The 25,078-nt window shown below is 28.4% G+C and carries 23 protein-coding genes; 7 read left to right on the top strand and 16 right to left on the bottom strand.

What is annotated here, in order from left to right:
• Positions 1 to 9 precede the first annotated feature (9 nt).
• The 4 genes from L8V85_RS03190 to tpx are packed head-to-tail and all read left to right on the top strand — an operon-like array spanning position 10 to position 4,536.
• The gene (locus L8V85_RS03190) at positions 10 to 684 is read left to right on the top strand and encodes a response regulator transcription factor (RefSeq protein ID WP_039626094.1); all 675 of its coding nucleotides are present in this window, start codon (positions 10 to 12) and stop codon (positions 682 to 684) included.
• Positions 681 to 1,922: an ArsS family sensor histidine kinase gene (locus L8V85_RS03185; RefSeq protein WP_133318879.1), complete on the top strand. Its 1,242-nt coding sequence runs from the start codon at positions 681 to 683 to the stop codon at positions 1,920 to 1,922. Before L8V85_RS03190 ends, L8V85_RS03185 begins: the two co-directional genes overlap by 4 nt.
• A gap of 7 nt (positions 1,923 to 1,929) precedes the next feature.
• On the top strand, positions 1,930 to 3,951 hold the full coding sequence (locus tag L8V85_RS03180) for an ATP-dependent helicase (RefSeq protein ID WP_263665711.1): 2,022 nt from the start codon (positions 1,930 to 1,932) through the stop codon (positions 3,949 to 3,951).
• 60 nt (positions 3,952 to 4,011) lie between these two features.
• Positions 4,012 to 4,536 carry a thiol peroxidase gene (gene tpx, locus L8V85_RS03175; RefSeq protein WP_263659853.1) on the top strand — a complete coding sequence of 175 codons (525 nt, stop codon included), beginning with the start codon at positions 4,012 to 4,014 and terminating at the stop codon, positions 4,534 to 4,536.
• 58 nt (positions 4,537 to 4,594) lie between these two features.
• On the opposite strand, the gene msrA is transcribed toward tpx, so the two are convergent.
• The 15 genes from msrA to L8V85_RS03100 all read right to left on the bottom strand — a co-directional run bounded on the left by msrA (position 4,595) and on the right by L8V85_RS03100 (position 19,424).
• Positions 4,595 to 5,095, bottom strand: coding sequence for a peptide-methionine (S)-S-oxide reductase MsrA (msrA, locus tag L8V85_RS03170; protein ID WP_263709684.1), 501 nt, complete (start codon positions 5,093 to 5,095; stop codon positions 4,595 to 4,597).
• Complete coding sequence (locus tag L8V85_RS03165; RefSeq protein ID WP_133318875.1) at positions 5,085 to 5,450, bottom strand: hydrogenase maturation nickel metallochaperone HypA; 366 nt, start codon at positions 5,448 to 5,450, stop codon at positions 5,085 to 5,087. The genes msrA and L8V85_RS03165 overlap by 11 nt, the downstream gene beginning before the upstream one ends.
• Entirely contained in the window at positions 5,450 to 6,421 is a 972-nt protein-coding gene (gene hypE, locus L8V85_RS03160) for a hydrogenase expression/formation protein HypE (RefSeq protein ID WP_220567193.1), read from the bottom strand. The genes L8V85_RS03165 and hypE overlap by 1 nt, the downstream gene beginning before the upstream one ends.
• Before the next feature lies 1 nt (position 6,422).
• Entirely contained in the window at positions 6,423 to 7,514 is a 1,092-nt protein-coding gene (hypD, locus tag L8V85_RS03155; protein ID WP_220567192.1) for a hydrogenase formation protein HypD, read from the bottom strand.
• Positions 7,501 to 7,782 (bottom strand): HypC/HybG/HupF family hydrogenase formation chaperone, encoded by a 282-nt coding sequence (locus L8V85_RS03150; RefSeq protein ID WP_012661500.1) that lies wholly within the window; start codon positions 7,780 to 7,782, stop codon positions 7,501 to 7,503. Before L8V85_RS03150 ends, hypD begins: the two co-directional genes overlap by 14 nt.
• Entirely contained in the window at positions 7,782 to 8,516 is a 735-nt protein-coding gene (hypB, locus tag L8V85_RS03145) for a hydrogenase nickel incorporation protein HypB (RefSeq protein WP_263737460.1), read from the bottom strand. Before hypB ends, L8V85_RS03150 begins: the two co-directional genes overlap by 1 nt.
• A 63-nt stretch (positions 8,517 to 8,579) precedes the next feature.
• Positions 8,580 to 10,778 carry a carbamoyltransferase HypF gene (gene hypF, locus L8V85_RS03140; RefSeq protein ID WP_263737459.1) on the bottom strand — a complete coding sequence of 733 codons (2,199 nt, stop codon included), beginning with the start codon at positions 10,776 to 10,778 and terminating at the stop codon, positions 8,580 to 8,582.
• The gene (locus tag L8V85_RS03135; protein ID WP_263664666.1) at positions 10,759 to 12,273 is read right to left on the bottom strand and encodes a hypothetical protein; all 1,515 of its coding nucleotides are present in this window, start codon (positions 12,271 to 12,273) and stop codon (positions 10,759 to 10,761) included. Before L8V85_RS03135 ends, hypF begins: the two co-directional genes overlap by 20 nt.
• Before the next feature lie 76 nt (positions 12,274 to 12,349).
• The gene (locus tag L8V85_RS03130; RefSeq protein ID WP_263737458.1) at positions 12,350 to 13,015 is read right to left on the bottom strand and encodes a M48 family metallopeptidase; all 666 of its coding nucleotides are present in this window, start codon (positions 13,013 to 13,015) and stop codon (positions 12,350 to 12,352) included.
• Entirely contained in the window at positions 12,991 to 14,307 is a 1,317-nt protein-coding gene (locus L8V85_RS03125; protein WP_263670251.1) for an MATE family efflux transporter, read from the bottom strand. Before L8V85_RS03125 ends, L8V85_RS03130 begins: the two co-directional genes overlap by 25 nt.
• A gap of 79 nt (positions 14,308 to 14,386) precedes the next feature.
• Positions 14,387 to 15,628: a DUF2920 family protein gene (locus L8V85_RS03120; protein ID WP_263737457.1), complete on the bottom strand. Its 1,242-nt coding sequence runs from the start codon at positions 15,626 to 15,628 to the stop codon at positions 14,387 to 14,389.
• Between the two features lie 59 nt (positions 15,629 to 15,687).
• On the bottom strand, positions 15,688 to 16,428 hold the full coding sequence (pstB, locus tag L8V85_RS03115) for a phosphate ABC transporter ATP-binding protein PstB (protein ID WP_133318867.1): 741 nt from the start codon (positions 16,426 to 16,428) through the stop codon (positions 15,688 to 15,690).
• Entirely contained in the window at positions 16,425 to 17,513 is a 1,089-nt protein-coding gene (gene pstA / locus L8V85_RS03110; protein WP_133318866.1) for a phosphate ABC transporter permease PstA, read from the bottom strand. Before pstA ends, pstB begins: the two co-directional genes overlap by 4 nt.
• Positions 17,510 to 18,424, bottom strand: coding sequence for a phosphate ABC transporter permease subunit PstC (gene pstC / locus L8V85_RS03105; protein ID WP_047208303.1), 915 nt, complete (start codon positions 18,422 to 18,424; stop codon positions 17,510 to 17,512). The genes pstA and pstC overlap by 4 nt, the downstream gene beginning before the upstream one ends.
• Before the next feature lie 16 nt (positions 18,425 to 18,440).
• The gene (locus tag L8V85_RS03100) at positions 18,441 to 19,424 is read right to left on the bottom strand and encodes a substrate-binding domain-containing protein (RefSeq protein ID WP_257928718.1); all 984 of its coding nucleotides are present in this window, start codon (positions 19,422 to 19,424) and stop codon (positions 18,441 to 18,443) included.
• A gap of 87 nt (positions 19,425 to 19,511) precedes the next feature.
• Here L8V85_RS03100 and L8V85_RS03095 point away from each other — a divergent pair, with 87 nt between their 5' ends.
• Both L8V85_RS03095 and L8V85_RS03090 read left to right on the top strand, forming a co-directional pair.
• Positions 19,512 to 20,171: a response regulator transcription factor gene (locus L8V85_RS03095; protein ID WP_220566406.1), complete on the top strand. Its 660-nt coding sequence runs from the start codon at positions 19,512 to 19,514 to the stop codon at positions 20,169 to 20,171.
• A 128-nt stretch (positions 20,172 to 20,299) separates the two neighbouring features.
• On the top strand, positions 20,300 to 21,454 hold the full coding sequence (locus tag L8V85_RS03090) for a sensor histidine kinase (RefSeq protein WP_263662008.1): 1,155 nt from the start codon (positions 20,300 to 20,302) through the stop codon (positions 21,452 to 21,454).
• On the opposite strand, the gene L8V85_RS03085 is transcribed toward L8V85_RS03090, so the two are convergent.
• The gene (locus L8V85_RS03085; protein WP_263662007.1) at positions 21,455 to 23,896 is read right to left on the bottom strand and encodes a hypothetical protein; all 2,442 of its coding nucleotides are present in this window, start codon (positions 23,894 to 23,896) and stop codon (positions 21,455 to 21,457) included.
• A 130-nt stretch (positions 23,897 to 24,026) separates the two neighbouring features.
• Here L8V85_RS03085 and L8V85_RS03080 point away from each other — a divergent pair, with 130 nt between their 5' ends.
• Positions 24,027 to 25,052: an SIR2 family protein gene (locus L8V85_RS03080; protein WP_263662006.1), complete on the top strand. Its 1,026-nt coding sequence runs from the start codon at positions 24,027 to 24,029 to the stop codon at positions 25,050 to 25,052.
• Positions 25,053 to 25,078 lie beyond the last annotated feature (26 nt).

The raw sequence follows: 25,078 nt of genomic DNA, 5'->3' as shown, positions 1-25,078 counted from the left end.
AGGAAAAAAATGACAAATATTTTAATGATAGAAGATGATTTAGAATTAGCAGAGATTATAGCTGAATATTTAGAGCAATTTGATATGAAAGTAGATATTGCTCATGAGCCTTATATAGGTCTTTCAAGACTTGCTTTAAATCCTTATGATTTAATCATTTTGGATTTAAGCTTACCTGGACTTGATGGACTTGAAGTATGCGAGGAAATTCGTAAAAAATATGATACACCTATTATCATTTCAAGTGCAAGGCATGATATTAGCGATAAGGTTGCAGCACTTGATTTGGGTGCAGATGATTATTTACCAAAACCATATAATCCTCAAGAACTTCAAGCAAGAATTAAAAGTCATTTAAGAAGAATTTCAAACACAAAAACTGCTCAAGCTCAAGTTAAAAAAGATCTTGTATATGATAAATATAAACATACTATCACTATGAAAGATCAAGAAATTAGCTTTACTAATGCTGAATTTGATATTTTGAGTTATTTAATTAAAAAAGAAGGTGGAGTGGTAAGCCGCGAAGAGCTTGTGTATAATTGTAGCTCTATTAGTGAAGATTCTAGTAATAAAAGTATAGATGTAATCATTAGTAGAATCAGACAAAAAATCGGAGATGATCCTAAAACTCCAAAATACATTCATTCAATCAGAGGTATAGGATATAAATTAACTCAATGAATAAATCATCAATTTTTTATACTATAACCTTTGTTTTTTTGCTTGCAAGCGTTAGTGTAATTTTAGCTTTTTTATGGCTTATAAAATATGATCAACAAAATTACACTAATGAGCTTAATGCAAAATATTCTTTTATAGCTAATGCAAGATTATTATATTTTAATCATGTGATTAGTGAAAGAGAATTTTATGAGCAAACAAAAAATTACAAAATGATAGAATTAACAACTCCATCAGCCATAAGACAAATCATCTATAAAGCTGAAACTATAGCACGGGCTCAAACTAGCACAGGTGTAGTTGAAATCATTACTTTAGAAGATAATGTGTATTTAAAAATCATCTTTGATGGTAAGCTTTATTTATATAAAGATTTAGAATATCAAGGTTATCGTTATTTTGTGATCAAGCTTATTGCTAGTATAGTAGTAATGGTTTTATTGATTTTATATATTTTTATCATTAAAAAATTAAAACCACTTAGAGCTTTAAAAAGACAAATTGATAAATTTGGCGAAAATAAACTCAATGAAATTCAAAATGTTAGCAAGGGAAATGATGAAATTTCTCAAGTAGCAACAGCCTTTTATGAGTCTATTTTAAGAATTCAAAAACTAAACACTTCAAGGCAGTTTTTCTTAAGAAATATTATGCATGAGCTAAAAACCCCCATTACTAAAGGTTTAATTACTTTAGAAATGCTTGAAGATAGCAAATATAAAGAAAGATTAGTGGGTGCTTTTAATCGTTTAGAGATTTTGATTAATGAATTTGCAGCCATTGAGCAAATTACTTCGGGTGCTGGTTTGATTAATTTAAAAAAATACAATATCTTAGATCTTTTAGATGAAGCTAAAGATATAGCTATGAGTGATGATGAAAAGGTAAAAATTAGTATAAAAGAAAGTTTTAGTGTCAATGTAGATTTTAAACTTTTTACCACTGCAATGAAAAACATGATAGATAATGCGACAAAATATTCTGATGAAAATTGCGTTACTATAGAAATAACTAAAGATTATCTTTGCTTTAAAAACAAAGGAAAAGCCTTAGATAAAGACTTAAAATATTATACTCAAGCCTTTACGCAAGGCAAGAAAAATAAAGATAGTTTTGGACTTGGATTATACATTGTTAAGACTATTTTAGATTCTCATAAACTCACGCTTTATTATGAATATAAAGATGGTGTTAATCATTTTTATTTTAATGATATACAAAATATAATTTTAAACTAGGAAATTCATGCCCTTATCGCGTTTAAATGAAGAACAATATAAAGCCGCTAGCGCTCCTTTTGGACATAATCTAATTATAGCAAGTGCAGGCACGGGTAAAACTTCAACTATAGTTGCAAGAATAGCTTTTTTACTTCAAAATGGTATAAAGCCTGAAAAAATTATGCTTCTAACCTTTACAAACAAAGCTAGTAAAGAGATGATAGAAAGACTTAGTAGGTATTTTGATAAAAGCATTACTTCAAAAATCACAGCTGGAACCTTTCATAGTACTGCTTATTCTCTACTTAAAGAGTTAAATCACGATATTATTTTAAAACCTGCGAGTGAGCTTAAAATTCTTTTGCGTTCTATTTTTGAAAAACGTACTTTTCATCATTTAAGCGATACTAAACCTTATATGCCAAGCTATTTGTATGATGTGTATTCTTTATTTCAAAATACTAATGCAAACTTAGATGAATTTTATAATTGGTTTTGTCAAAATTATGATGAACAAGCTGTTTATGCTGAAATTTATGAAGATATTTTAAAAGAATACGAAGAAGAAAAAATGCGTTTTAACTATGTAGATTTTAATGATTTATTGATCAAATTAAAACATGTTTTAGCTTCACATCATTTTGAATTTGATGAGATTTTAGTAGATGAATACCAAGATACTAACACCTTGCAAGGCTCGTTAATTGATGCTTTTAAAAGTAAAAGTTTGTTTTGTGTGGGTGATTATGATCAAAGTATTTATGCTTTTAATGGGGCTGATATTTCTATTATAGGAAGTTTTAAAGATAGATTTGTCGATGCAAATATTTTTACTTTAAATAAAAACTATCGTTCTAGTAAAAATATACTTGCGTTAGCTAATAAGGTTATTTTAAACAATGAAAGATTATATCCTAAAGAATTAATTGTAACTAGAGAAGGAGATTTTAAAGCGCCAAGTTTGCTAACTTTTAATGAATTATTTGATCAATACTCTACCATAGCAAAAATAATCTTACAAAGCGGGGTTAATCTTGATGAAATTGCTGTGATTTTTAGAAACAATTCTAGTGCAGATGGAGTAGAAGTAGCCTTAAGAGAACTTGGCATAGCAAGCAAAAGAAAAGGTGGAGGAAGTTTTTTTGAAAGCTTGGAAGTTAAAAACTTTTGCTCTATGCTTGCAATCGTGCTTAATCCAAAAGATATCATGGCTTTTATACATTTACTTGAATACACCAAAGGAGTTGGTGGGGTTTTGGCAAAAGATATTTTTGATGCTTTATTAAAATTAGGACATTCTAGTTTAATTAAAGGCTTTTTAAATCCTGATAGTAGTGTGAATTTAAAAAAATACAAAAAACAAAGTTACCAACTAGGACTTTTTGATGATATTGAGGAGCTAGCCTCGCCTTCAAGATTTAACTTAGAAAGTGAATTTAACACCCACCCTATTTTAAGCTTACCCAAAATCAACGAGTTTTGTGCAAAAAATCTTGAAAAAATTTATCTTTTTATTAAAAAAGCAAGTGAGTGTAAAATCTCGACCCAACTTGTAGATTTGATTTTAGAAAATGATTATTTTAAAGAAATTTGTGATATTTTGGCAACTAAAAGAGCGACTAATAAAAATTCCAATGTTGATTTAAATAAAAAAAATGAAATTTTAGAAAAAATCAACGCGAAAATGTTTGTATTAAAAGAACTTGCTAAAAATTATAGCGATAATTATAAATACTATAACTTTCTTACTCTTGGTGCTAGTGAAATGAGTAGTGGTAGTGGGGTTAATCTTTTAAGTATACATGCAAGTAAGGGGCTTGAGTTTGAACTTGTATTTGTAATTGATCTTGCACAAGGAAGATTTCCCAACCAAAAACTCATGAGCATGGGCGGAAGTTTAGAAGAAGAAAGAAGGCTTTTTTATGTAGCTGTAACTAGAGCTAAAGATACTTTATACTTAAGCTATGCAAAATATGATAAGATTAAAAAAAGCAATTATCAACCCTCGTGTTTTCTAATCGAAGCAGGTATGTGCAAAGAAGAATAAAAATAAGACTTTATTAATCTTTTTATATTATGATTAATAAAAATCATTCAAGGAGAAAAAATGAATAGTGTATTATTCAAAGGAAATAAAGTAAATTTAAAAGGAAACAACATCCAAATTGGCGACATGGCTCCAAATATCACTTTAAAAGCCAAAGATCTTTCAGGTGTTGAAATTGCTCCAAAAGGTAAAACTCAAATTATTATCAGCGTACCAAGCCTTGATACTCCAGTATGTGCAACTGAAGCTAGAGAATTTAATAAAAAAGCAGCAGCAAGTGGTGTAGAAGTAATCGTAGTTAGTATGGACTTACCATTTGCTATGGGTCGTTTTTGCTCAACTGAAGGTATAGATAATTTAACTGTTGCGAGTGATTTTGTTTCTAAAGAATTTGGTGAAAAATATGGTGTTTTAATGGCTGATGGTCCACTTGAGGGAATTTTAGCTAGAGCAGTGTTTGTAATTAAAGATGGCGTAGTTGCTTATAAAGAATTAGTAAATGAAGTAACAGAACTTCCTAATATGCAAGCTTTAGAAAATTTCTTTAGTCAAAGTTGTGGATGTGGTGGTTGTGGTTGCCACTAAATTTTAAAAGCCTGCAAAAGGCTTTTAAATCTAACTGCAAAAATACTTAAAAACAATATTAGCAATTAAGCTTTTCTAATTTTGGAGCAATAACAAATCTACAATAAGCTTGGCTAGGATTATTTTTAAAATATTTTTGATGATAGTTTTCAGCCTTATAAAATTTTTCTAGTTTTAAAACTTGTGTAACTATGTCTTTAGTGTAATATTTTTGTGCTTTTTGTAAAAAATTGCTAATAATTTTTAACTCCTCATTAGTTTGATAAAAAATAACTGATCTATATTGTATCCCCTCATCAGCTCCTTGTTTATCTAAGCTTGTTGGATCGTGCATTTTGAGAAAAATTTCTAAGATTTTTTCTAATGAAATTTGTTTTTCATCATAAATTATCTTAGCTACTTCTATATTCCCATCACCATTTACCACGCTTTCATAACTTGGATTTGGCTTACCACCGCTATAACCTACTTCTGTATAAACTACGCCTTTGATTTCATCAAACACAGCTTGAGTACACCAAAAACAACCCGCACCTAAGATAATTTCCTTATTTGTCATTATTTTCCAAATCCTCATTTTCTTTTAAAACAAGTTGCATAAGATAAAGCTCTTCCCCATCTATGATTTTTAAATCTTTATCTTCGCATTTTGGGCACCAAAAGATATTATTTTTAAGTACTCCACTAAAATGGCATTTTTGACACTCAACTACTACTTCTTGAATATGCATAATAAATTTAGCATTTTTACATAAGGGGCTATTTTCTTTAAAAGTTTCAAAGCTTCTTTGCAAAAGTGGAGGTTCAACCCCACTTAAACGCCCTATTTTAACATGCACTTCTTCAATAACTTTTCCTTGAGCATATTCTTCACAAAGTTCTAGCAAAGATTCTGTAATACTTAACTCATGCATTAGCAAATTCTTGGTAAAAGTTCGCCTTTTGGAGCTTCTAAAATGCGTTTTGCTCCATAAGCATTTTCTAAAACCACTCTTGCTTTTTTATTAGCTGTGATTTCACCTATAATAGCTGCATTAGTATTAAATTGTTTTAAAATTTCTAATGCTTTTTGTTCATCTTTTTTATCTACACAAATAATAAAAGTTCCTTCATTTGCAAGCTCATAAGGCTCATACCCAAAAAGCTCACAAACCCCTAAAACTTCATCACAAACTGGGATTTTTTCTTCAAATATTAAAAGCTCTAAATTACTTAATTTAGTCCATTCATTTAAAACTGCACTAAGCCCACCACGCGTAGCATCACGCATTGCTTTTATGGAAATATTTGCATTTAAAAGTGTTAAAACTTCATCTTTTAAGCTTTTACAATCACTTTGGATATTTGCCTCTAAATTATTTCTTTCAACCAAAACCGCACAACCATGAGCTCCAATATCCCTTGAAACTAAGATACTACAACCACTTTTTAAGTTTTTGGTATTGATTTTTTGTATATTTTTACCTATACATGAAGTATTAATGTATATTTCATCGCCTTTATTTTTAGGAACAACTTTAGTATCCCCGCAAACTAGCTTTACTCCCGCTTTATCGCATTCTTCTTTTATAGATTTTAGTATAATTTTTAACTTTTCTAGCTCAAAACCCTCTTCTAAAATTAAAGCTAATGATAAATATAGCGGTTTTGCTCCCACCATTAATACATCATTTACACTACCACAAACTGCTAATTTTCCTATATTTATATCTTTTAAAAAGATAGGATTTAATACAAAAGAATCAGTACTAAAAGCCAAATCATCTAAAATTGCAGCATCATTTGCCTCTTTTAAAACATCATTTTCAAAAATAGAAAAAATTTCACTTATCAAAGCATTCATTTCTTCGCCACCGCCACCATGGGCTAAAGTAATTTGCTTCATTTTATGCCTTATCTTGATAGTATTTATAATAAGCTGCGCAAGCTCCTTCACTAGAAACCATACAGCTACCTATGGGATTTTTTGGAGTGCAAGCTTTTGCAAACACCTTACAATCGTAAGGCTTAGCTAAGCCTCTTAAAATTTGACCACAAATACAAGCCTTGCTTTCGTTTTTACTTTGTACTTTACAATCAAATACTTTGCTAGCATCTAAGTGTGCAAATTCATCTTTTAGACAAAGCCCGCCATTTACAATCACTCCAAGACCTCTAAATTCAAAATCACAAGGTTTAAAGTATTTTTCCACTAAAGCCTTAGCTTTTAAATTTCCTTCTTTGCTAACTACTCTGTGATATTCATTATAAACTTCAAAAGTATTTGCATTCATTTGCTCTACTATATTTAATACACTAAGCATTATATCAACTGGCTCAAAACCACTCACTGCTATAGGAGTTTTGTATTTTTTAGCAATAGGTTCATAAATGTTTGATCCTGTGATAACGCTTACATGGGAAGGCCCTAAAAATGCGTCAATTTTTACATTTTCATCTTGCATGATAGCTTCTACCGCGGGTGGAACCAACACATGATTAATATGAAAAAATAAATTTTTTAAATTTAAAGCTATACCTTTTTCTATAATCACCCCACTCATAGGTGTAGTTGTCTCAAAACCTATGGTAAAAAAGATTATATTTTTTTCAGGGTTTTTTAAAGCTATATCTATCACATCCAAAGGTGTATAAAGTGCTCTAATATCAGCCCCTTTAGCTCTAAGATCAATTAAGCTTTCATAACTTCCTGGTACTTTAAGCATATCGCCTAATACGCAAAAGATAGTATTTGGCATACTTGCAAGCTTTAAAGCCACATCAATACGCTCTCTTGGCATAACACACACAGGACAGCCTGGGCCATGAACAAAATTAATTTCTTTTGGCAATAAATCAGGCAAACCAAATTTCATAATACTATGCGTATGTCCACCGCAAATTTCCATGATATTAATAGGCTTAGTAATTTTAGAAGCAATAAGTTCTTTTAGGGCTAAAATTCTTTCTTTATCTCTAAAATCATTAATTAAATCCATTTTTTAGCCCCATATCGCCTTCATTTTCATCGATTTGTCCATTTTGCATTTTCTCTGCTATATCAGCATAAATTTTTAAACTCTCTTGTGCAGCTTGAGTGTCGATTTTTTCCATAGCAAAACCCACATGTATAAGCACATAATCGCCTACTTTTAAAGGCTCGCTTATTAAATCCAAACTTACTCTTCTTTTAACCCCTAAAGTTTCTACTATGGCTGAATTTAGCTCATCAATTTCTAAAATTTTAGAAGGTATAGAAAGACACATTAGTTAAGCTCCTTTTTCATTTTCAGATAATTTATCCAAAGATTAAATCCTGTTTTTGTTTTACTATCTAAAATCATAATATCTATTTTAGGATTTAATCTTTTAGCTGCCATAGAAGCTGCTTTGAAATCAAAGTCAAAATGTTGAGCCAAATCGGCTTTAGTAATGACTAATAAATCAGCCTTTCTAAACATCACTGGATATTTTTCCACCTTATCGCTACCTTCTGTTACTGAAAGTAAAACTACATTTAAATGTTCACCCAAATCATAACTTGCAGGACATACCAAATTTCCCACATTTTCAACAAAAACTATATCAAGTTCGCTAAGTTTAAAATGATGTAAAGCTTCATGCACCATAAAAGCATCTAAATGACAAGTTTGTCCTGTAGTAATTTGATGAGCTAAGCCTCCTGCTTTGATAATGCGATTTGCATCATTATTAGTTTCTAAATCTCCTTCAACCACAGCTATTTTTAAATCATCTTTTAAAGTTTTTATAGTTTCTTCTAAAAGCGTTGTTTTACCGCTTCCTGGGGAACTCATTAAATTAATACAAAGAGTATTATACTCATTAAAATGCTCTCTATTATGAGCTGCTTGATGATCATTTTTTGATAAAATTTTACTAATAACATTAATAGTTTTTTCATCTTTTAAAACTGGATTTTCATGATGGTGATCATGATGATGTTCATGTCCATTAATAGAACAACCGCAATCTTTACACATAATCTTTCCTTTATATTTTTATTTTATTGTATATAAAAAAGTATTAAAAAAATATGAGTTTTATTAAGTTTTTGAAGATAAATAATGCACAAGTTGCCCAAGTGCAATAGAACTATCATTGCAAGGAAATTGCAAAGAAGTTTTATAAGCAAAATTTTTTCGATCTAAAATTTCAAGCAAGGTTTTATTTTGAAATACCCCGCCACATAAAAGCACTTCTTCTTTAAATTTTTTTGAATATTCTATAATTAAATTTGCAATACCATTTAGCAAACCTGTGCTAATTTTAACTTTATCTTTATCTTCTAAAGCTTGCAAAAAAGCATTTTTAAAGCAAATTTCTTTTTCTTTGATGTCAAATTTGTAACTATAATCAAGATTTTTATCATAATATTTTTCCATCAAAAGCCCAATTTGTGCTTCATAATCAAGCTTTTGTATATCAAAAGCAAAAGCGCCAAAAGCATCAATAATCCTACCAAGAGAACTCGTATATAAAGAGCTTTGAGTGTGAATTTTTTTAAGATTATTTAATTTTACTTGAGAAAATTTAGCTAAAAACTCGCTAGCTTTGCTTTCTAAATTAAAATCAAAAATTAAAGCTAAAGCTAAATTTGCGATATTTTTAATATCTGCATTAATTAGTTTGAAATTTTTAAAATGATTTAGCCTTTCATAGCTTTTTAAACTCGCTCTAAAAATCTCCCCACCCCAAATTTTTCCATCATCTCCATAACCTGTTCCATCAAAAACAAAGGCTAAAACATTATTTTTGTAAATTTTGTGTTCAAATAAACAAGCACACAAATGTGCATAGTGATGTTGCACGCGAAAATTTTTATAATCTCTAAATTCTTTTACATAGTTAAATTGTGGGTGCTTATCGCTTAAAATATGATCAAAATTTAGTTTATAAGAGTTTTGAAAGAAAGTTAAAATTTTAAAAAATCTCTCTTGTATGTCTAAACTTTTCATATCGCCTATATAAGGAGAAATGAAAATTTGATTTTTAAAAAAACAAGCAAATTCGTTTTTTAACTCACTTCCTAGAGCTAGAATATTTTCTTTTGTATTAAAAATACTTGCTGTATTGATATAAAGTGGGTTAAGGCCTCTTGAAGTCCTTAAAAACATAGTTTTTTCGCTAATAACTTGAGCAATGCTATCATCGCTTGAGTTGTGTATTGTTCTATCATAATCAAGATAAAAATCAAATACATCACTAAGTTGCTCTAAAAGTTTTGTTTCTTCATAAATAATGCTTTGTGAACTTAAATTAGCACTTGTTGCAATGATAGGTTTTTTAAAATGTTCAAAAAGCATTAAATGCGTTCCCATATAAGCTAACATAATACCTATTTTATTGGTATCTGGTGCTAAGCTTTTATGGATATTTTTGCTATTTAAAATAACTATGGGTTTTAAATTTGAAGTTAAAAGTTTTGCTTCAGCTTCATTAATAAAAGCTAATTCTTGAGCCATTTTAAGATCTTTTACCATGATAGCAAAAGGCTTTTTAGGGCGATTTTTGCGTATTCTAAGTTCATTTATAGCATTTTTATTTGTGCTATCACAAATTAAATGAAACCCACCCATACCTTTAAAAGCTATGATTTTACCTTCTTCTAAAAGCTTTGCAAGCAAGATAAAAGCTTTTTCATCTTTGGCTAAAATATTTTGATTTTTATCTTTTAAAAAAATAGTAATTTTACATTTTGGGCATGAGAGTGGTTGGGCATGAAAACGACGATTAGCAGGATCTTCATACTCGCTTTGACAAAAAGAACACATTTTAAACTCATCCATAGTCGTATTAACTCTATCATATGGGAGTTTTTTTATAATAGAAAATCTTGGCCCGCAATTTGTGCAAGTGATGAATGGATATTTAAAACGCGGATTTTTCTCATCGTAAAATTCATTATAGCAATCCTCACAAAGAGCAAAATCGCTTAAAATCGGGCTAAATTTTTCACTATCTTGTGAAGTACTTATGATAAATTCATTATAAGTTTTTTGAAGTTTTTTATAAGAAAAGCTAAAATCATCTATCCTAGCTAAAGGTGGTAAATTAACAAAAAGTTTTTCTTTAAAAATTTTTAAATCATCATTGCCACACTCAAGGATTATAACAACACCTAAGCTATTATTATAAACTTCACCTTTTAAATTAAGCTCTTTAGCTATGTTAAAAACAAAAGGACGAAAGCCAACGCCTTGCACTAGCCCTTTAATATGAATTTCATATCCAAAGTGGGACATCACTTAACTTAAAAAATGGTATGTGTTTAAATACATTTTTGCTAAGGCTTTTATGCTCAAACAAACTCCCACTAAGCACGGCACAATCAACTTGCTCTTTAGCCTTTAAATCATCAAATAAATCTCTTAAAAAATACACCAAACTCTCAACAACACCTAAGGCTATGATTTGATTTTCTACTCCAGCAAGCTTAAAACTCATCACACTTCTTAAGGTCTTAGTGTAATCAAATTCTTTTTGCTCATTAAGCTTAAAGTCTATCCTAACACCTTTTGCCATTTTACTCTCATCAGCTAAGGCCAAAAGTGCTAATGCTGCTTTTTTCTCGTCTTCACTAAGCTCTAAAATCATCCCTACCATGCCAAAAAGATTAAAAAAATTATTAGCCATATTTAGTTCTTTTCGCACAAGAATAAATTCTTTTTCGTAATTAGCTAATAATCTCTTAGCAACATCATCTTGACTTATAGTTTCATAAAACTCATCAAAGCTTTTTGGTAAGCAAAGTTTTAAAAGATTTAGTTCTTTATCAAGTAAGATAATATCATCATTTCTTTTGCTAAGTTCTAAAAGCAAAGGCTTTTTGTCTTTAAAATCAGACAATATACAAGAAATTCTTGCGAAATTTTTATCCTCTTTTTGAAAAATCAAATTTTTAAACTCGGGTAAAATATAATCATAACCCCTACAAACTACTAGTTCATTTTCGATTAAAGCTACTTCAAAATCATCTTCAAAATGTTCTAGCTTTTTAAAATTTAAAAACTTAATTCCTTCTTTTTCAAGTTCAAAACATAAAGCAAACAAGAAAAGATTATCATATATTTTGATTTTAAAATATTCATGATTTAATTGATGATTTTGTCTAAAAATAGCATTAAATTTAAGCTTCATTAGAGGCTTTTCAACCCCTGCTAAGATTTTAAATTGCTCGTTATTGCAAGAAAAAAATGCATTGATATGTTTTGGGTCACAAGGTATTAAAAAATCATCCAATGCTTCATTAAAAATTTCAAAAGCATATATTCCTTTTGGACTTTTAAAATGCATTTTTTCTTTGTTTTTTAATTTTTCCAAGGCTTTTTTTAAATTATCGTAGAAATTTTCTTTAGTGATTTTTATAAAATCTTCTTCTATTTTAAATTCTTCTTCTACAAAAATACCCCATTCATTTTCTAAAAGCTCGCCATTAGTATAAGCATTTGCATTAAGTCTTGTTAAAAAACTTCTTTGAGTAAAAGCTTTTTCTTTTTTTATAGGTGTAAAATCTTCTTCTATAACTTTTAAGTCAAATTTGTTTAAAAAAACACTATGGCTGATATTTTCTAAATTAGAACAAAAGGCTTGAATTTCATCTTTTTCGCCTTTAATCTTAATGATAATTTTTTCATCTTTTTGCTCATAATCATACACATAATCTTTAGCATAATAAGCTAACAAATACTCAAAAATATCATTTTTAGATTTATAATCAAAAGTAATTTCTAAAAGCAAGTTTAAAACCTTAAAATTAAATTTTTAAAAATATAAATATAACAATTTTAATTCTAAGGAAAGCTTAAAAATATACTTAAAAAATAAGACTTTTTAGAAAAATTTCCCTTGCTTTATAATCAGGCATAAATTTATATAAAAAATCATAAAATTCTTTTTGATGATGTGGGTAGATTAAATGTGTAAGTTCATGTAAAATCACATATTCTATAGCTTTTATAGGTTTTTGCATAAGTTTTAAATTTAAGTTTATGTATGCTTTTTGATGATTACAAGAACCCCATCTTGAAATCATTTCTTTAATGCAAATTCTTTGCACTTTTCTCTTGTGGACAAATTGCCATTTTTTTATAAAATACTCAAAAATCACTCTAGCACTACGCCTTAAGAAAAGATCTAAGGACTTTTGATTTTTTGCAAAAATTTTATCTTTTTTTATAAGAACTTTTTTATGATTTTCGTTAAAAACTAGCTTGTATTTTTTACCTAAAAAATACAATTCATCACTTGCTAAAACTACTCTTTTTAAAGAAAGTTCTTTTTCTTTAGCTCTAATCCAACTTTCATTTTTTTCTAAAAATCTTAAAACATCTCTTTGCTCATAATATAGCGGTATGCTAAGCTTGAAAGTTAAATCCCTATCTATCTTAAGTCTTAAGTATTTAAGTTTTTTCTTTTCAAAAACAAAACGAAATTCTTTAAATTCTAAAATTCCTTTTATACTAGTGCTTTGCCTTGCCATTTTTTACTTTTCCATCTATATGAATTTACTATACCGCGTAAAAACTCATCTGCACAAAAACCTATCCAAACTCCCAAAATTCCAAGTCCAGCATAAAAACAAAGCACATAACCAACTGGTAAAGAAACCCCAAGCATAAACACCACTCCACTTAAAAATGGAAATCTCGCATCACCACTTGCTCTTAGCGAATTCACCATGACTATATTAAAAGTTCTTGAGATTTCTAAGAAAATTGAAAGAGTAAAAAGTGGTATCATAAGTTCTTTTAAACTTTCTTCAAGCTTTACCACACCCATGGTAAAATCTTGCAAAACATAATTAAGTAAAGCTACAAAAGCACTTGCTACCACGCTAAAATATAAAGCTATCCATGTATGTTTATAGGCCACATTTAAGTATTTTGCGCCGACTAATTTACCTATGATAATTTCATTGGCTACGCTTATAGCTTGCCCTACTAGCATGATGAGCAAAGAAATTTGAAAATAAATCGTTTGAACGCTTAAATTTTCTTTACCCAAACTTGCTACAAAAGCAAAAGCTATGGTGTATTGTATAAACCATATCAAATGCTCTCCTGCTGCAAAACCACCGATGTTAAAAATCTTTTTAAGTACCACTTTTTCAAGGCTTATCATCTCTTTAATTTTAAGATGAATTTTGAGTTTAAAACTAAGTATTGCTACAAGCATACCAAAGGCGACCAAACGCCCAAGTATATTACTAAGCCCTACTCCAAAAAGCTCTAGTTTGGTAAAATGTAATACATAAAAATTTCCTATAAATATCACAACATTCATCAATAAGGTAGTAAACATAACCCAATAAGCCATATTATATACCCTAATAATAGCAGCTAAAACTATACCCATAGCGTCAAAAAACAAACAAATTCCAAGCATGTGCAAGTAAATCGCACTATCTTTTAAAAGCTCATTTGGAATTTGTAAAAGATAAAGCAAAAACTCTCCATGCCATAAAATCAAACTTCCGCACACAAAACCAAGCAAAGCATTTAAAAATAAACTTTGATGAATTGCCTTTCTTGCTAGAGTGTAATCTTTAGCCCCTAAAGCTTGAGCGATCACTACACTACAACCCACACTTAAAAAACTAAAAATAATGATAAATAAATCTGCTACTTGATTACCCGCACCCATGGCTCCAACTAAAAAGTTAGAATACTGCGAAACCATAACGGTGTTGATAATCAAAGAAAAATATCTTAAAAACATTTCAAGCAATATAGGCATACTAAGATGTTTGAGTGAAAGTTGTTTGCTTGCCATAAATACTCTTTTTGATAATAATCTTTTGAAAGTAAAAAGTAATTTTACTTAAAAATTACTTTTTATAAAATAAATAATATTAATTCGAATTTACTATACTTAAAACAATCTGTTTATTTTCCTCTTTAAAAGTATATATTAAATCATCACACTTATATGAGATTTCTTTTTTACAAGTTTTATCTTTTAAAGGTTCTTGTAAAATTTGTGGTAAGTGTTTTTTAATAAGTAGTTTCATAGGTATACCCATACCATGAGTTAGATTTTTAATAAACTTACCATCTATTTGTTTTTCATCTATAACTTTTATAAATTCAACATCAAGTCCATGTTCTTTTAAGATATTAATATATTCTTCTTTTTCTTCTAAAGTTATCCATTTATCAAATTTAGAATGATAAGCAATATATTTTGGATTTGGATATTTTGCTTGTATATTTAGATGATCTTTGTTTAATGTTTCTCTAATGAGTTTTCTAGCGGGTGAAAAATAATAAGGTGATTGTTTGTTTGTAGTCCATAGTGTTTTATCAAAAAAATATAACTTCATATTACTATAAAAATTAAGAAATGCAAAGCAATAGTATTTAGTATAATCGATTTCTTTTCCAAAACCTATAACCCTCCATAAATTAGTAAGACTAACATGAGAAGAATTATCAATCACAACATCAACAAGCCAAGGAGCTATTTTTACACATAAATTTGCTAAATATCCTCCATGCGAGGATCCAATTAAAATATGCTTTATACCCCGCCCCATAGCTTTAAAAGGAGAACTTTTTCTAATATATAAAAGAGCATTTAGTATATCTATTGCTTGCATAATACCAAAATTTTGATATTCATTTTTGGTAGGTTGCAAACTTACACTTAAATCCAAACAATAATCTTTGTCAAATTCCCAATTATCTTTCTTTCTTTGAATTTCTTTATTAAGATATTCCATAGCAGGATCAAATTCTTCAAAAGTATTGAGTTTTGATATATTGTAAGGAATTTCCATATTAATAGCTTTTAAGCTCGTATCAAAAATAAGCTTATCGATATTATCAAGAAAAAATTTTGCTCCAGTTTGAGTTCTATTTCCTATGCAATGATAATTTACATTTAAAACTGCTACATTATAATTTCTAGCACAATAATCACTTATATATAAATCATCTTTTATATCTCCGCCAATACCATTTATAACACAAACAATCGCCTCTATTTCTTTGCTATCATCATAAGTTAATTTAAATTCTAATTTACTTTCTCTTTTTATATTTAATTCTACATCATCACAAGAGTCTATGAAATAAGTTTGATTTATGAGCATATTAAGCCTTTTAGAAATTTTGATTAATTATATCATCAAAATTTCTAAATAAATAAAAATTATCCAAAAGCTCCATTTAAGTATGCTTTTGTTTTTTCTTGTTTTGGATTTTCAAAAAATTCCTTGCTCTCTCCAAATTCTACAAGTTCGCCTAGATGAAAAAACGCAGTATAATCAGCCACGCGCTTACCTTGTTGCATGTTATGCGTTACCATGATCATAGAAAGATTATGACTTAATTCTTTAATAAGCTCTTCTATAACGCTTGAAGATATAGGATCAAGTGCAGAAGTTGGTTCATCTAAAAGTAATAATTTTGGCTTTATAGCTAAAGCTCTTGCTATACAAAGGCGTTGTTGCTGACCACCTGAAAGTGCTAGAGCATTTTGTTTTAGTTTATCTTTAACCTCCTCAAAAAGCCCTACTTTTTTAAGACAATCTTCCACCAAAGCATCTTCTTCATCTTTGTTTTTAATCATCCCATGGAGTTTTGGAGCATAAGAAATATTATCATAAATGCTTTTTACAAAAACATTAGGTTGTTGAAATACCATTCCAACTTTTTTTCTAAGCACGACTAAATCTTGATTTTTAACATCTTTTCCATCAATCTCAACAAGACCATCGATTTTTGCTATTTTGTCATTCATCCTATTAAAACAACGCAAAAATGTGGATTTTCCACAGCCTGAAGCACCTATTAAAGCTGTGATTTTATTTTTTTGAATTTCCATATTAATATCAAATAAAGCTTGTTTTTTACCATAAAATAAATTTAGATTTGTTGTTTTTGCTATCATTTTAATTTTCCTTGAAAATATCTTCTTAAAAGTATTGCTGCTAAATTTAAAATTACCAAAAGAGATAAAAGCACTATAATCCCTGCTGCTGTTCTTTCTAAAAATGCACGCTCTGGCATAGCTGACCATGAAAAAATTTGAGCAGGTAAAACACTTGTTGGCGCAAAAACACTATTTGCCACATCAGGTATAAAAGCTATCATACCTATAATCATCAAAGGTGCGGTTTCACCAATAGCTTGAGCTAAAGTTAAAATAGAACCTGTTAAAATCATAGGCATTGCCAAAGGTAGCATAATGCCTTTTATCATTTGAATTTTAGTCATGCCTAAAGCATATGCTGCATTTTTCATATTAATATCCACACTTTTTAAGGCAGCTTTAGTTGAAACAATAATAATAGGTAAGCTCATAATAGCCAAAGTTAATCCTCCAACTAAAGCACTAGAACGAGGCATCCCAAAAAGATTAATAAACACCCCAAGTCCTAAAAGTCCAAATAAAATACTAGGAATACTTGCAAGGTTATTAATACACACTTCTATAAAATGCGTAAATACATTTTGCGGAGCAAATTCTTCTAAATAAATAGCTGCCCCAACTCCTATTGGGATACTTACAACCATACATACTATCATCACAAGTAAAGTTCCAACCACAGAAGCAAAGATTCCTGAATTTTCAGGTGATTTAGAATCTCCATTAAGGAAAAAATTTGTGTTAAAACTTAGTTTGATTTCTTGCTTTTGAACTAATTCATCAACTAAAGTTTTTTGTTCATCGCTTAGTTTATTGTAGTTTTTTTTCATATATTGATCAACTTCAGAATTTGCTAAAAGCCAAGATTTTTCTTTGATTTGACCTGTTCTTATTTTCCTTTGTTCAGCACGCGATAAAAGCTCATATGAAGGGCTATTTCTATCAGCCTGGGCATAAATGTAAGTTTGCTTAAAAGCTCCTATCCCAAGATACCCTACGCTTGATAAAAAAATACAAAGAAAAATAAGGTTTATATAAAGCCCCATTTTACAGAATCTTTTGAAATTTTTTGAAGCTTTTTTTCTTTGTTTAAAAAGTTTTTTCATAAATTTTTCCTTTTATGGAAGCGATTTATCAAATAAACGCTAAAAATATTAATGATTAATGTAATAATAAAAAGCACAAGCCCTAAAGAAAATGCACTTAAAGCTAAAGAACTATCAAAAGCTTGATCACCGCTTAATGCTTCTACTATTTTTACAGTCACTGTTGTCATATCTTCTAAAAAATTCATTGTTAAATTTGGACGCAATGAAGCAGCCATAACAACAATCATTGTTTCACCTAAAGCTCTTGAAAGTCCTAAAAGACAAGCTGCAACTATACCTGGCATTGCTTCTGGTAAAATTACTGCAAAAACGACTTCTTTTTTAGTCATACCTAAAGCATAAGCTCCATTTATCCTTTTTAAACTTACAGCTTCAATGCAATCTTGTGAGAGTGAAGCCACTATAGGAACTATCATAATACCCATGATAAAACCTGCACCTAGGGCACTTTGAAAACTAGCTTCTATACCAAAAAGAGAAAAAAACCACACTATAAAAGGAGCTACCACTATGGCTGCGAAAAATCCAAAAACTACAGTAGGAATTCCTGCTATGATTTCTAAAATAGGTTTTAAATAGTTTTTAGATTTTTTACCTGCAAATACTCCAAGATAAATAGCACACATTACACCTAAAGGTAAGGCTGTTAGCATTGCTATTAATGAAATATAAAAAGTTCCCCAAAATAAACTCAAGGCACCAAAAACCCCATGCTTGCTACTTCCATCAGCACCTACAAATGCAGCATCTGCTGCCCACTGACTTGAGAATAAAAAAGTAAATACGCTTTCTTTTTGAAAAAATTTTAATGCCTCTATTAAAATAGTTAGCATAATAGCAAAGCTTACTACTACGCTAACAAAAGCACAAAGAAAAAGCGTTAATTTTATTATTTTTTCTTTTATCAATTTTTCATCCTAAAAATTAAAAAACTTTCCCTGCTTTAACAAGCTCATCAGTTAATAAACCTTTTTCTTCTATATGTTTTTGGGTTTGTTTTAATGTTTTTTCATCCAAAGGAACTAATCCTATTTTTTCTAATTCTGCTCCGCTTTTAGCTAAATCATCACTCATATAAATTTTTGCAAATTCAAATACTTCTGGATTTTTCTTAGCATTCATATATATAAACAAAGAACGAGCTAGTTTATATTTTCCTTCGGAAATATTCTTCTCATCAGCTTTTACACCATCAATATCAACTGCATTAATCTTATCATCATTGCTAGCTAAAAATCCGTATCCAAAAAGCCCAAAAGCTTCTTTATCAACAGAAAGTTTTGAAACAATTAAATTATCGTTTTCTCCGCTTGGTATAAATGCTCCATCTTGGCGTATAGTTTTATATGCACCTTTATATTCAGGAATTTTTTTAGAAATATCTACCATTACAAGCTCTTCTATACTATCTCTTGTTCCTGAACTTGATGGAGGACCATAGATTGTAATTTTTCTATTTGGTAGATTTTTATTGATTTGTTGCCAATTTGTATAAGGATTTGGGACTAATTTTCCATCTTGTGGAATTTCTTTGGCCAAAGCTAAAAATAACTCATGTAAGCTTATATTTAATGGAGCATTGATTTTATTTTGAGCTAAAACTATGCCATCATAGCCTATCATAATCCCGACTATATCACTCACACCTGATTTTTTACAAGTTTCAAATTCACTTGGCTTGATTGCTCTTGAAGCATTAGAAATATCAGTAATTCCCTCGCAAAACACTTTAAAACCACCGCCTGTGCCAAGACTTTCAACTATAGGTGTTTTTGTATTTTTTATAGAAGCATACTCTTCAGCAACAAAAGAAGTAAAAGGATAGACAGTAGATGAACCTGCTATTTTTAATTCTGCTGCGTTTAAACTAACAAAGGTAGCCACACTTAAAGCCAAAAGTTTTTTCATTTTTTCTCCTTGTTTTAAAAAAAGTAATGAAAATTTAAAAAAACTTGGAAACATTTTGGATACATGTATTTTTTGATATAATTTTATATGCTAAATGTTATTTTGATAGAAGATGATAAAGATTTAAATGAGTTAATTAGTTTAAGACTTAGTCAAGAAAATATAAAAATTTATAATTATTTTGATTTTTTTGACTTAGAAACCTTTCTAGATACAAATGAAATAGACTTAATCATCATGGATAGAAATTTACCAAGTGGCGATAGTGTAGAGATGATAAAACAATTAAGAAAAAAAGGTTATATGGAGCCTGTGATTTTTCTTAGTGCAAAGACTTTACAAAAAGATATTTTGGAAGGTTTTGAGCAAGGCTGCGATGATTATATATGCAAACCTTTTGATTTTAATGAACTTTTATTTAGAATCAAAGCCGTAACTAAAAGAAATAAAACTCCAAAAGAACAAATTTCTTATCAAGATTTTACTTTATATATAGAAGAGAGAAAATTAATTCATCAAACAAATACATTTGAAAATTTATCAACCCTAGATGTAGAATTACTCAAGTGTTTTTTTAATCACAAAAATCAACTTCTAAGCCGTCAATTTTTAAGTGAGCAAGTATGGAAAAATGACACAACAAGCGATAAGACAATCAATACGGCTATTTTAAGATTAAAACAAAAAATTCCACAAATTAAAGAAAATATCATTTCAGTGCGCTCGGTGGGTTATAAATTGTGTTAAAAATCAGAAATTTTTTTGCTTTATTTTTTATATGTTTTTGTATATTTTTTATAGGATTGTTTTATTTTGTTAATGAGCAATATATAAACAACACTATAAAAAGCACTTATGAGCAAAAATTAAAAACCTTGAATGATACATTAAAATTTAGCATTATAAAAACACTCAATACAAACAACATTCAAGAATTTTCTCAACAAACAAGAGCAGATTTTATCATCAAAAAAGATGGAAAAACCATCTCATCTTTAGATGATTTTGATTTTTTTAAAAATCAATTTAACGCAGATTTTACACATGAATTTTTTAATAATAAAGAAATTTATTATAAAGCTTATCAATATGAAGGATATAAATACATCATCATTGTTTATCCAAAAATAAATGCAAAAATACAAGATTTTTGGATAAAAAATATTTTGATTTTTTTGCTTTTTTTAGCAGTATTAACTGCAATATATATTTTTATATTTAACTTTTTTAAAAAATACTTTCAAGAATTACTTTTGTTTATTAAAAATATAAAGAATCAATCAGAATTTCATTTTACAAAGAACTTTTTTTATGATTTAAATTCTTTAAATTTAAGATTATTAAAAATAAAAAAATTATTTTATGAGAAAGAATTACAAAATAAAAAACAAGCCAAAAAAATTAAAATGAAAAACACTCAACTTTCAAATTTAATCAGTGCTATTTCACATGAGTTAAAAAATCCTTTAAGTGTTATAAATTTAAGTTTGCAATCTTTAGAAAAAGAACATAATGATGAAACTATGAAAAAATTTATGCTTGAAAAAATTCACAAGCAAAGCATAAAAATCAACCAACTAACACACAAACTAAATTTTGTTTTTAATTTAAATATCACATCTTTAAATAAAGAAAATTTTGATTTATATGCTTTAAGTAAAAATATTGTTGAAAATTTTAATGAAAGCAGGATTAAAATTCAAGGAGAGCAAACTTTCATAAAAGCAGATTCTTTTCTCATTGAGCAAGTTATTATTAATCTCATTAGCAATGCACTAAAATATAGTCAAAAAGATATTTTTATTGAAGTTAAAAACCAAGAATTTACTATACAAGATCAAGGCATAGGCATAGAGGAAAAATACTTAAAATTAATCACAAAAAAATTTTATAAAATCAATACTAGCCAAAACAATTCTTTTGGACTAGGATTGTTTTTAGTTAAAAAAATACTCACTTTACACAAAAGTTCTTTAAAAATTCAATCTAGCCCACAAAAAGGTAGCATATTTTCTTTTAGTATTGGCTAATCACTCTCTCAAAAAGCCATATTCATAAATTTTTGGTTCGATTTTTTTAGCCAAAATATCTAAAGCTAAATTCAAATCACTAAGTAAAATTTTATAATGCTCATCTTTTGCCTTGCTAGGCATATTCATCTTGCCTTTTTCATCTCTACCTTGAAAAAATTCTTTTATATCATACAAAGAAGCATTTACCAAATACCCTGCCTTTTCTTTATGCGTGTGATAATACTTAAAAAGCTCTTTGCCTGCTTTTAAAAGCTCTTTTGCTTCATTAGAAAATTCCACCTTGTCTAATGTATCATCAAATAAAACATCTTCATTTTTTATCTTGCCATTTATAAATTTATACATAAAATCACTCTTAAATGCTTCTTGAATGATGCCTAATTCTTTCTCGCTAAAAGGTATGAAGTGATTTATACCTTCTTTTGCGCTTATACGATTTTGTCCATGAAAAAGCATAAAAGCAAGACAATTGTTTTTAAATTCATCATCATTTTTGTATAAATCATTTGGGGATAAAAACTGATCTCTATCATTTAGCCAAGTAGCTTTTATAGCATGACGCACTGAAAAATATAAGCCCGTATTGATAATATTTAATTGATTTATATTTTGAAAAATTCCATGTCTATTTGTTTTTTGATTTAGCAATGCTACTAAATTTTGTGTTTGAAAATCAGGTGCATCAGCCATTAATATCCCTATATTTTCAATTTTATCTTTTATATTAAATTTTCTAAGCCATTTGTTTATGCTTTCTTTTTTATCGTTATAAAAATTTTTCCTACCTAAAAAATTTCCATTTTCATTAAAAACATCAAGTCTTACCTTTTTAAGCTCATCTTTTTGGCTCATATCCCATATCAAAAATCCTATAGGAAAATTTCCTTTTACATTATCAAAAGTATAAGAAGGCGCTAGGAAGCCTTTCAAAAATTTAGCCTTAAAAGTTTCTCTAAATTTAGAAAAATTAGAACTATTTACATATTTAAGTTTAGAAAAAGTGGCTAGCACAGTTCCATCAATCTCACAATATATTCTTATATAAAATTGTGCAAAAAGTTCGTTTCTAGCACTGCTTAAAATATCTTTATATTTTTCATAAACATAATTATCAAGACTAACACCTTTTTTATGCTTTCCACTTCCTGACATAGTTGATGTGGCGCCTGCTTCTGCATAAGGCGGATTTATAAAGATGATGAGTTTTTTGCGTTTGTTTTCATCTTTTAAAATTTCTTGTAAATTTGAAGGTAGTTTTGATTTATAAATGACATTGCCTTTATCATCTACTTTATCAAAAAATTCATCATTTAAAAAGTCAAATTGAAAAACATGATTTTCAAATAAATTTGCACCATTTTTTATACGCTCATGTATCACATCAACATCTGCTTTATCTATGGTAGAGCAAAAAACATTTTTTGCATTTGTAAAATTTGCTAGCAAATTTCCTGTCCCACCAGCACAGTCCCATATATAGTATTTCTCTTCATAGTCTTTGCCTAAAGCCTTTGATAAATACTCACAAGCCTTATCCACCCAAATTCTTGGAGTAAAAAACGCTCCCTTTCTTTCTCTAATGTCTTGATCTACAAGCAAATCCCTACGCTCTATCATATAATCCCAAAATTCCTCCAAAGGCGGACGCTCATAAATAGCCCAAAAATCTTTATGTGCTTTTTGATTGTCTTTAAAGCCCGTTTTTTCCGTAGCGATAGAGCCTAGATCTGTCTTTTTGGCATTAAATTCATAATGATCTTTATTCAAGATAGCAAAAAGCTTTTCTACTATGGTTTGATTTTCATTTGAGAGTAAATCAGCTAGGTAAAAGTCCGCATCGATAATGCCGTTTTTCTTTGCTAAATCCCAATCTATACTTATGCTTTCTTTTACGCTTTTGCTCCATTTGTGATATATGCTTACAAAGTTGTTTTTGTTGATTTTAAATTTGCTTATGTTTTCGTTTGTTAAATTTTCTTTTATGAAATTTTTTAATTCCTCATCATTTTTTTCATAGTAAAAAATCAAAGCTTCGTTTAAAATTTCATCTAATTCTTTTAAAAGTTTTAAAAACTGCTCACTTGTGTGTTTGCTAGCTGCTACACCCCAAACCCTATCATTTTGATAAAAAATTTCTTGAATTTTATAATAAGGTAAAAATGCGATTTTTTCAGCATCAAATGCACCTATTAAAGCAGGTGTTTGCATGGTATGAAAACTTCCATTTTTTATAGTCATAATGAGTTGAACAAATGATTTTTTAATATCACTTATGCCTTGCTTAGCTTCAGCCCAAAATAAATTAATCTCGCCTAAGTCTTTGTGCTTTTGCGTGACAATAAAATCAATACTAGAACCAACTATAGAAAATTTTGAAAAATACGCTTCACGCACTTTGTTTTTTAAAATTTCTTCATTTAGCTTTAACCATTCTTGCATTTTTAACCTTTGATAATAAATAAACTTACAATTTTAAGCAAAAGAATATTATTTTTCAATTATTTTTTTATTATCATAGATTAAAATATCTTATTTTATAAATCATTAATATAAAATTTAAAGGTTTTTTATGCAAAACAAAAATGATGTTTTCTTTTTCGGCGCAGGTTTTTCAAAATCACTAAATAATTCTTATCCTACTCTTGCTGAATTATCAAAATATTTCATAGAGCAAGGACATATTTATAATAATGAGAAAATTTATCAAGAAAATATAGAGCAACTATTGACTTATCTTATAGCACCATTACCCTTTAAAACAAAGGAAGAAATTTTAAGAGATGAAGCTTCTTATCTTGAAAAGATAAATATAATTAATTCTTTTTTTATTAATTTACACAATGTTAAAAGTATAGATATAAATAATGAAGACATTAAAATATTATCAAAATTTATCAATCAAAATAAAAGTACCTGTATAACGCTAAATTATGATTTATTACTCGAACAAATATTATCTAAAAACACTCTTTATGAATGTTTTTATAAATTTCCAATTAATAGTTTATCATCAAGAGGAAGAGAACTCCATCATAGAGTATTTACTCCGTTAAAGGATGATCTGTTTAAACAACATACACCAGAAATTATAAAGTTACATGGTTCTATTAATTGGTATCACAATCGTTCTATTTCAAACAGTCAAATATATATTTATGATAATCAACATGCACCAGAATATTATTTAGATATGTTAAAAATAGATATGCATCCATTAATTATTCCACCTATACTTGATAAAACAAGCAACTATAACCATACAATTATGCAAGCTCTTTGGATGAAAGCATTTAATGCGATAATCAAAGCAAAGAATATTTATATTTATGGTTTTTCTTTTCCTTTAAGTGACTTGTCCATAGTTTATCTTTTTCAAAAAGCATTACAATTAAATAAAAATAATTACACAATATATGTAATAAATACAAATAGAAACTTAAGTAGTAAAAAGAAAAGATATATTGACATATTTGGAGAAAATAAATGTAATTTTGAATTTTGTTGTGAAAATAATTTTAAAAAATTTATGAAATATTTATCTTGTTATATAAAAGAAGATCCAGATGATGAGATAGAAAAATTATTAAAAAGTTAAAATTAAATGATATTTTAAACTTTAAA

The sequence above is a fragment of the Campylobacter sp. IFREMER_LSEM_CL2090 genome, assembly GCF_025771865.1.
Taxonomy (GTDB): Bacteria; Campylobacterota; Campylobacteria; order Campylobacterales; family Campylobacteraceae; genus Campylobacter_D; species Campylobacter_D lari_D.
Note: the sequence above shows the minus strand (reverse complement) of the source record. Positions and strands in the feature narration are given on the sequence as shown.

Coding starts and splice junctions, on each gene's coding strand:
- msrA (WP_263709684.1), bottom strand. CDS start 5,095: ATGACAAATAAGGAAATTATCTTAGGTGCGGGTTGTTTTTGGTGTACT.
- hypB (WP_263737460.1), bottom strand. CDS start 8,516: ATGTGTAAAGATTGCGGTTGTTCTATTAATGGACATGAACATCATCAT.
- L8V85_RS03185 (WP_133318879.1), top strand. CDS start 681: ATGAATAAATCATCAATTTTTTATACTATAACCTTTGTTTTTTTGCTT.
- hypD (WP_220567192.1), bottom strand. CDS start 7,514: ATGGATTTAATTAATGATTTTAGAGATAAAGAAAGAATTTTAGCCCTA.
- L8V85_RS03125 (WP_263670251.1), bottom strand. CDS start 14,307: ATGGCAAGCAAACAACTTTCACTCAAACATCTTAGTATGCCTATATTG.
- L8V85_RS03100 (WP_257928718.1), bottom strand. CDS start 19,424: ATGAAAAAACTTTTGGCTTTAAGTGTGGCTACCTTTGTTAGTTTAAAC.
- L8V85_RS03095 (WP_220566406.1), top strand. CDS start 19,512: ATGCTAAATGTTATTTTGATAGAAGATGATAAAGATTTAAATGAGTTA.
- hypE (WP_220567193.1), bottom strand. CDS start 6,421: ATGAAGCAAATTACTTTAGCCCATGGTGGCGGTGGCGAAGAAATGAAT.
- L8V85_RS03150 (WP_012661500.1), bottom strand. CDS start 7,782: ATGTGTCTTTCTATACCTTCTAAAATTTTAGAAATTGATGAGCTAAAT.
- L8V85_RS03085 (WP_263662007.1), bottom strand. CDS start 23,896: ATGCAAGAATGGTTAAAGCTAAATGAAGAAATTTTAAAAAACAAAGTG.
- L8V85_RS03165 (WP_133318875.1), bottom strand. CDS start 5,450: ATGCATGAGTTAAGTATTACAGAATCTTTGCTAGAACTTTGTGAAGAA.
- L8V85_RS03190 (WP_039626094.1), top strand. CDS start 10: ATGACAAATATTTTAATGATAGAAGATGATTTAGAATTAGCAGAGATT.
- L8V85_RS03180 (WP_263665711.1), top strand. CDS start 1,930: ATGCCCTTATCGCGTTTAAATGAAGAACAATATAAAGCCGCTAGCGCT.
- hypF (WP_263737459.1), bottom strand. CDS start 10,778: ATGTCCCACTTTGGATATGAAATTCATATTAAAGGGCTAGTGCAAGGC.
- tpx (WP_263659853.1), top strand. CDS start 4,012: ATGAATAGTGTATTATTCAAAGGAAATAAAGTAAATTTAAAAGGAAAC.
- pstB (WP_133318867.1), bottom strand. CDS start 16,428: ATGATAGCAAAAACAACAAATCTAAATTTATTTTATGGTAAAAAACAA.
- pstA (WP_133318866.1), bottom strand. CDS start 17,513: ATGAAAAAACTTTTTAAACAAAGAAAAAAAGCTTCAAAAAATTTCAAA.
- L8V85_RS03080 (WP_263662006.1), top strand. CDS start 24,027: ATGCAAAACAAAAATGATGTTTTCTTTTTCGGCGCAGGTTTTTCAAAA.
- L8V85_RS03120 (WP_263737457.1), bottom strand. CDS start 15,628: ATGCTCATAAATCAAACTTATTTCATAGACTCTTGTGATGATGTAGAA.
- L8V85_RS03130 (WP_263737458.1), bottom strand. CDS start 13,015: ATGGCAAGGCAAAGCACTAGTATAAAAGGAATTTTAGAATTTAAAGAA.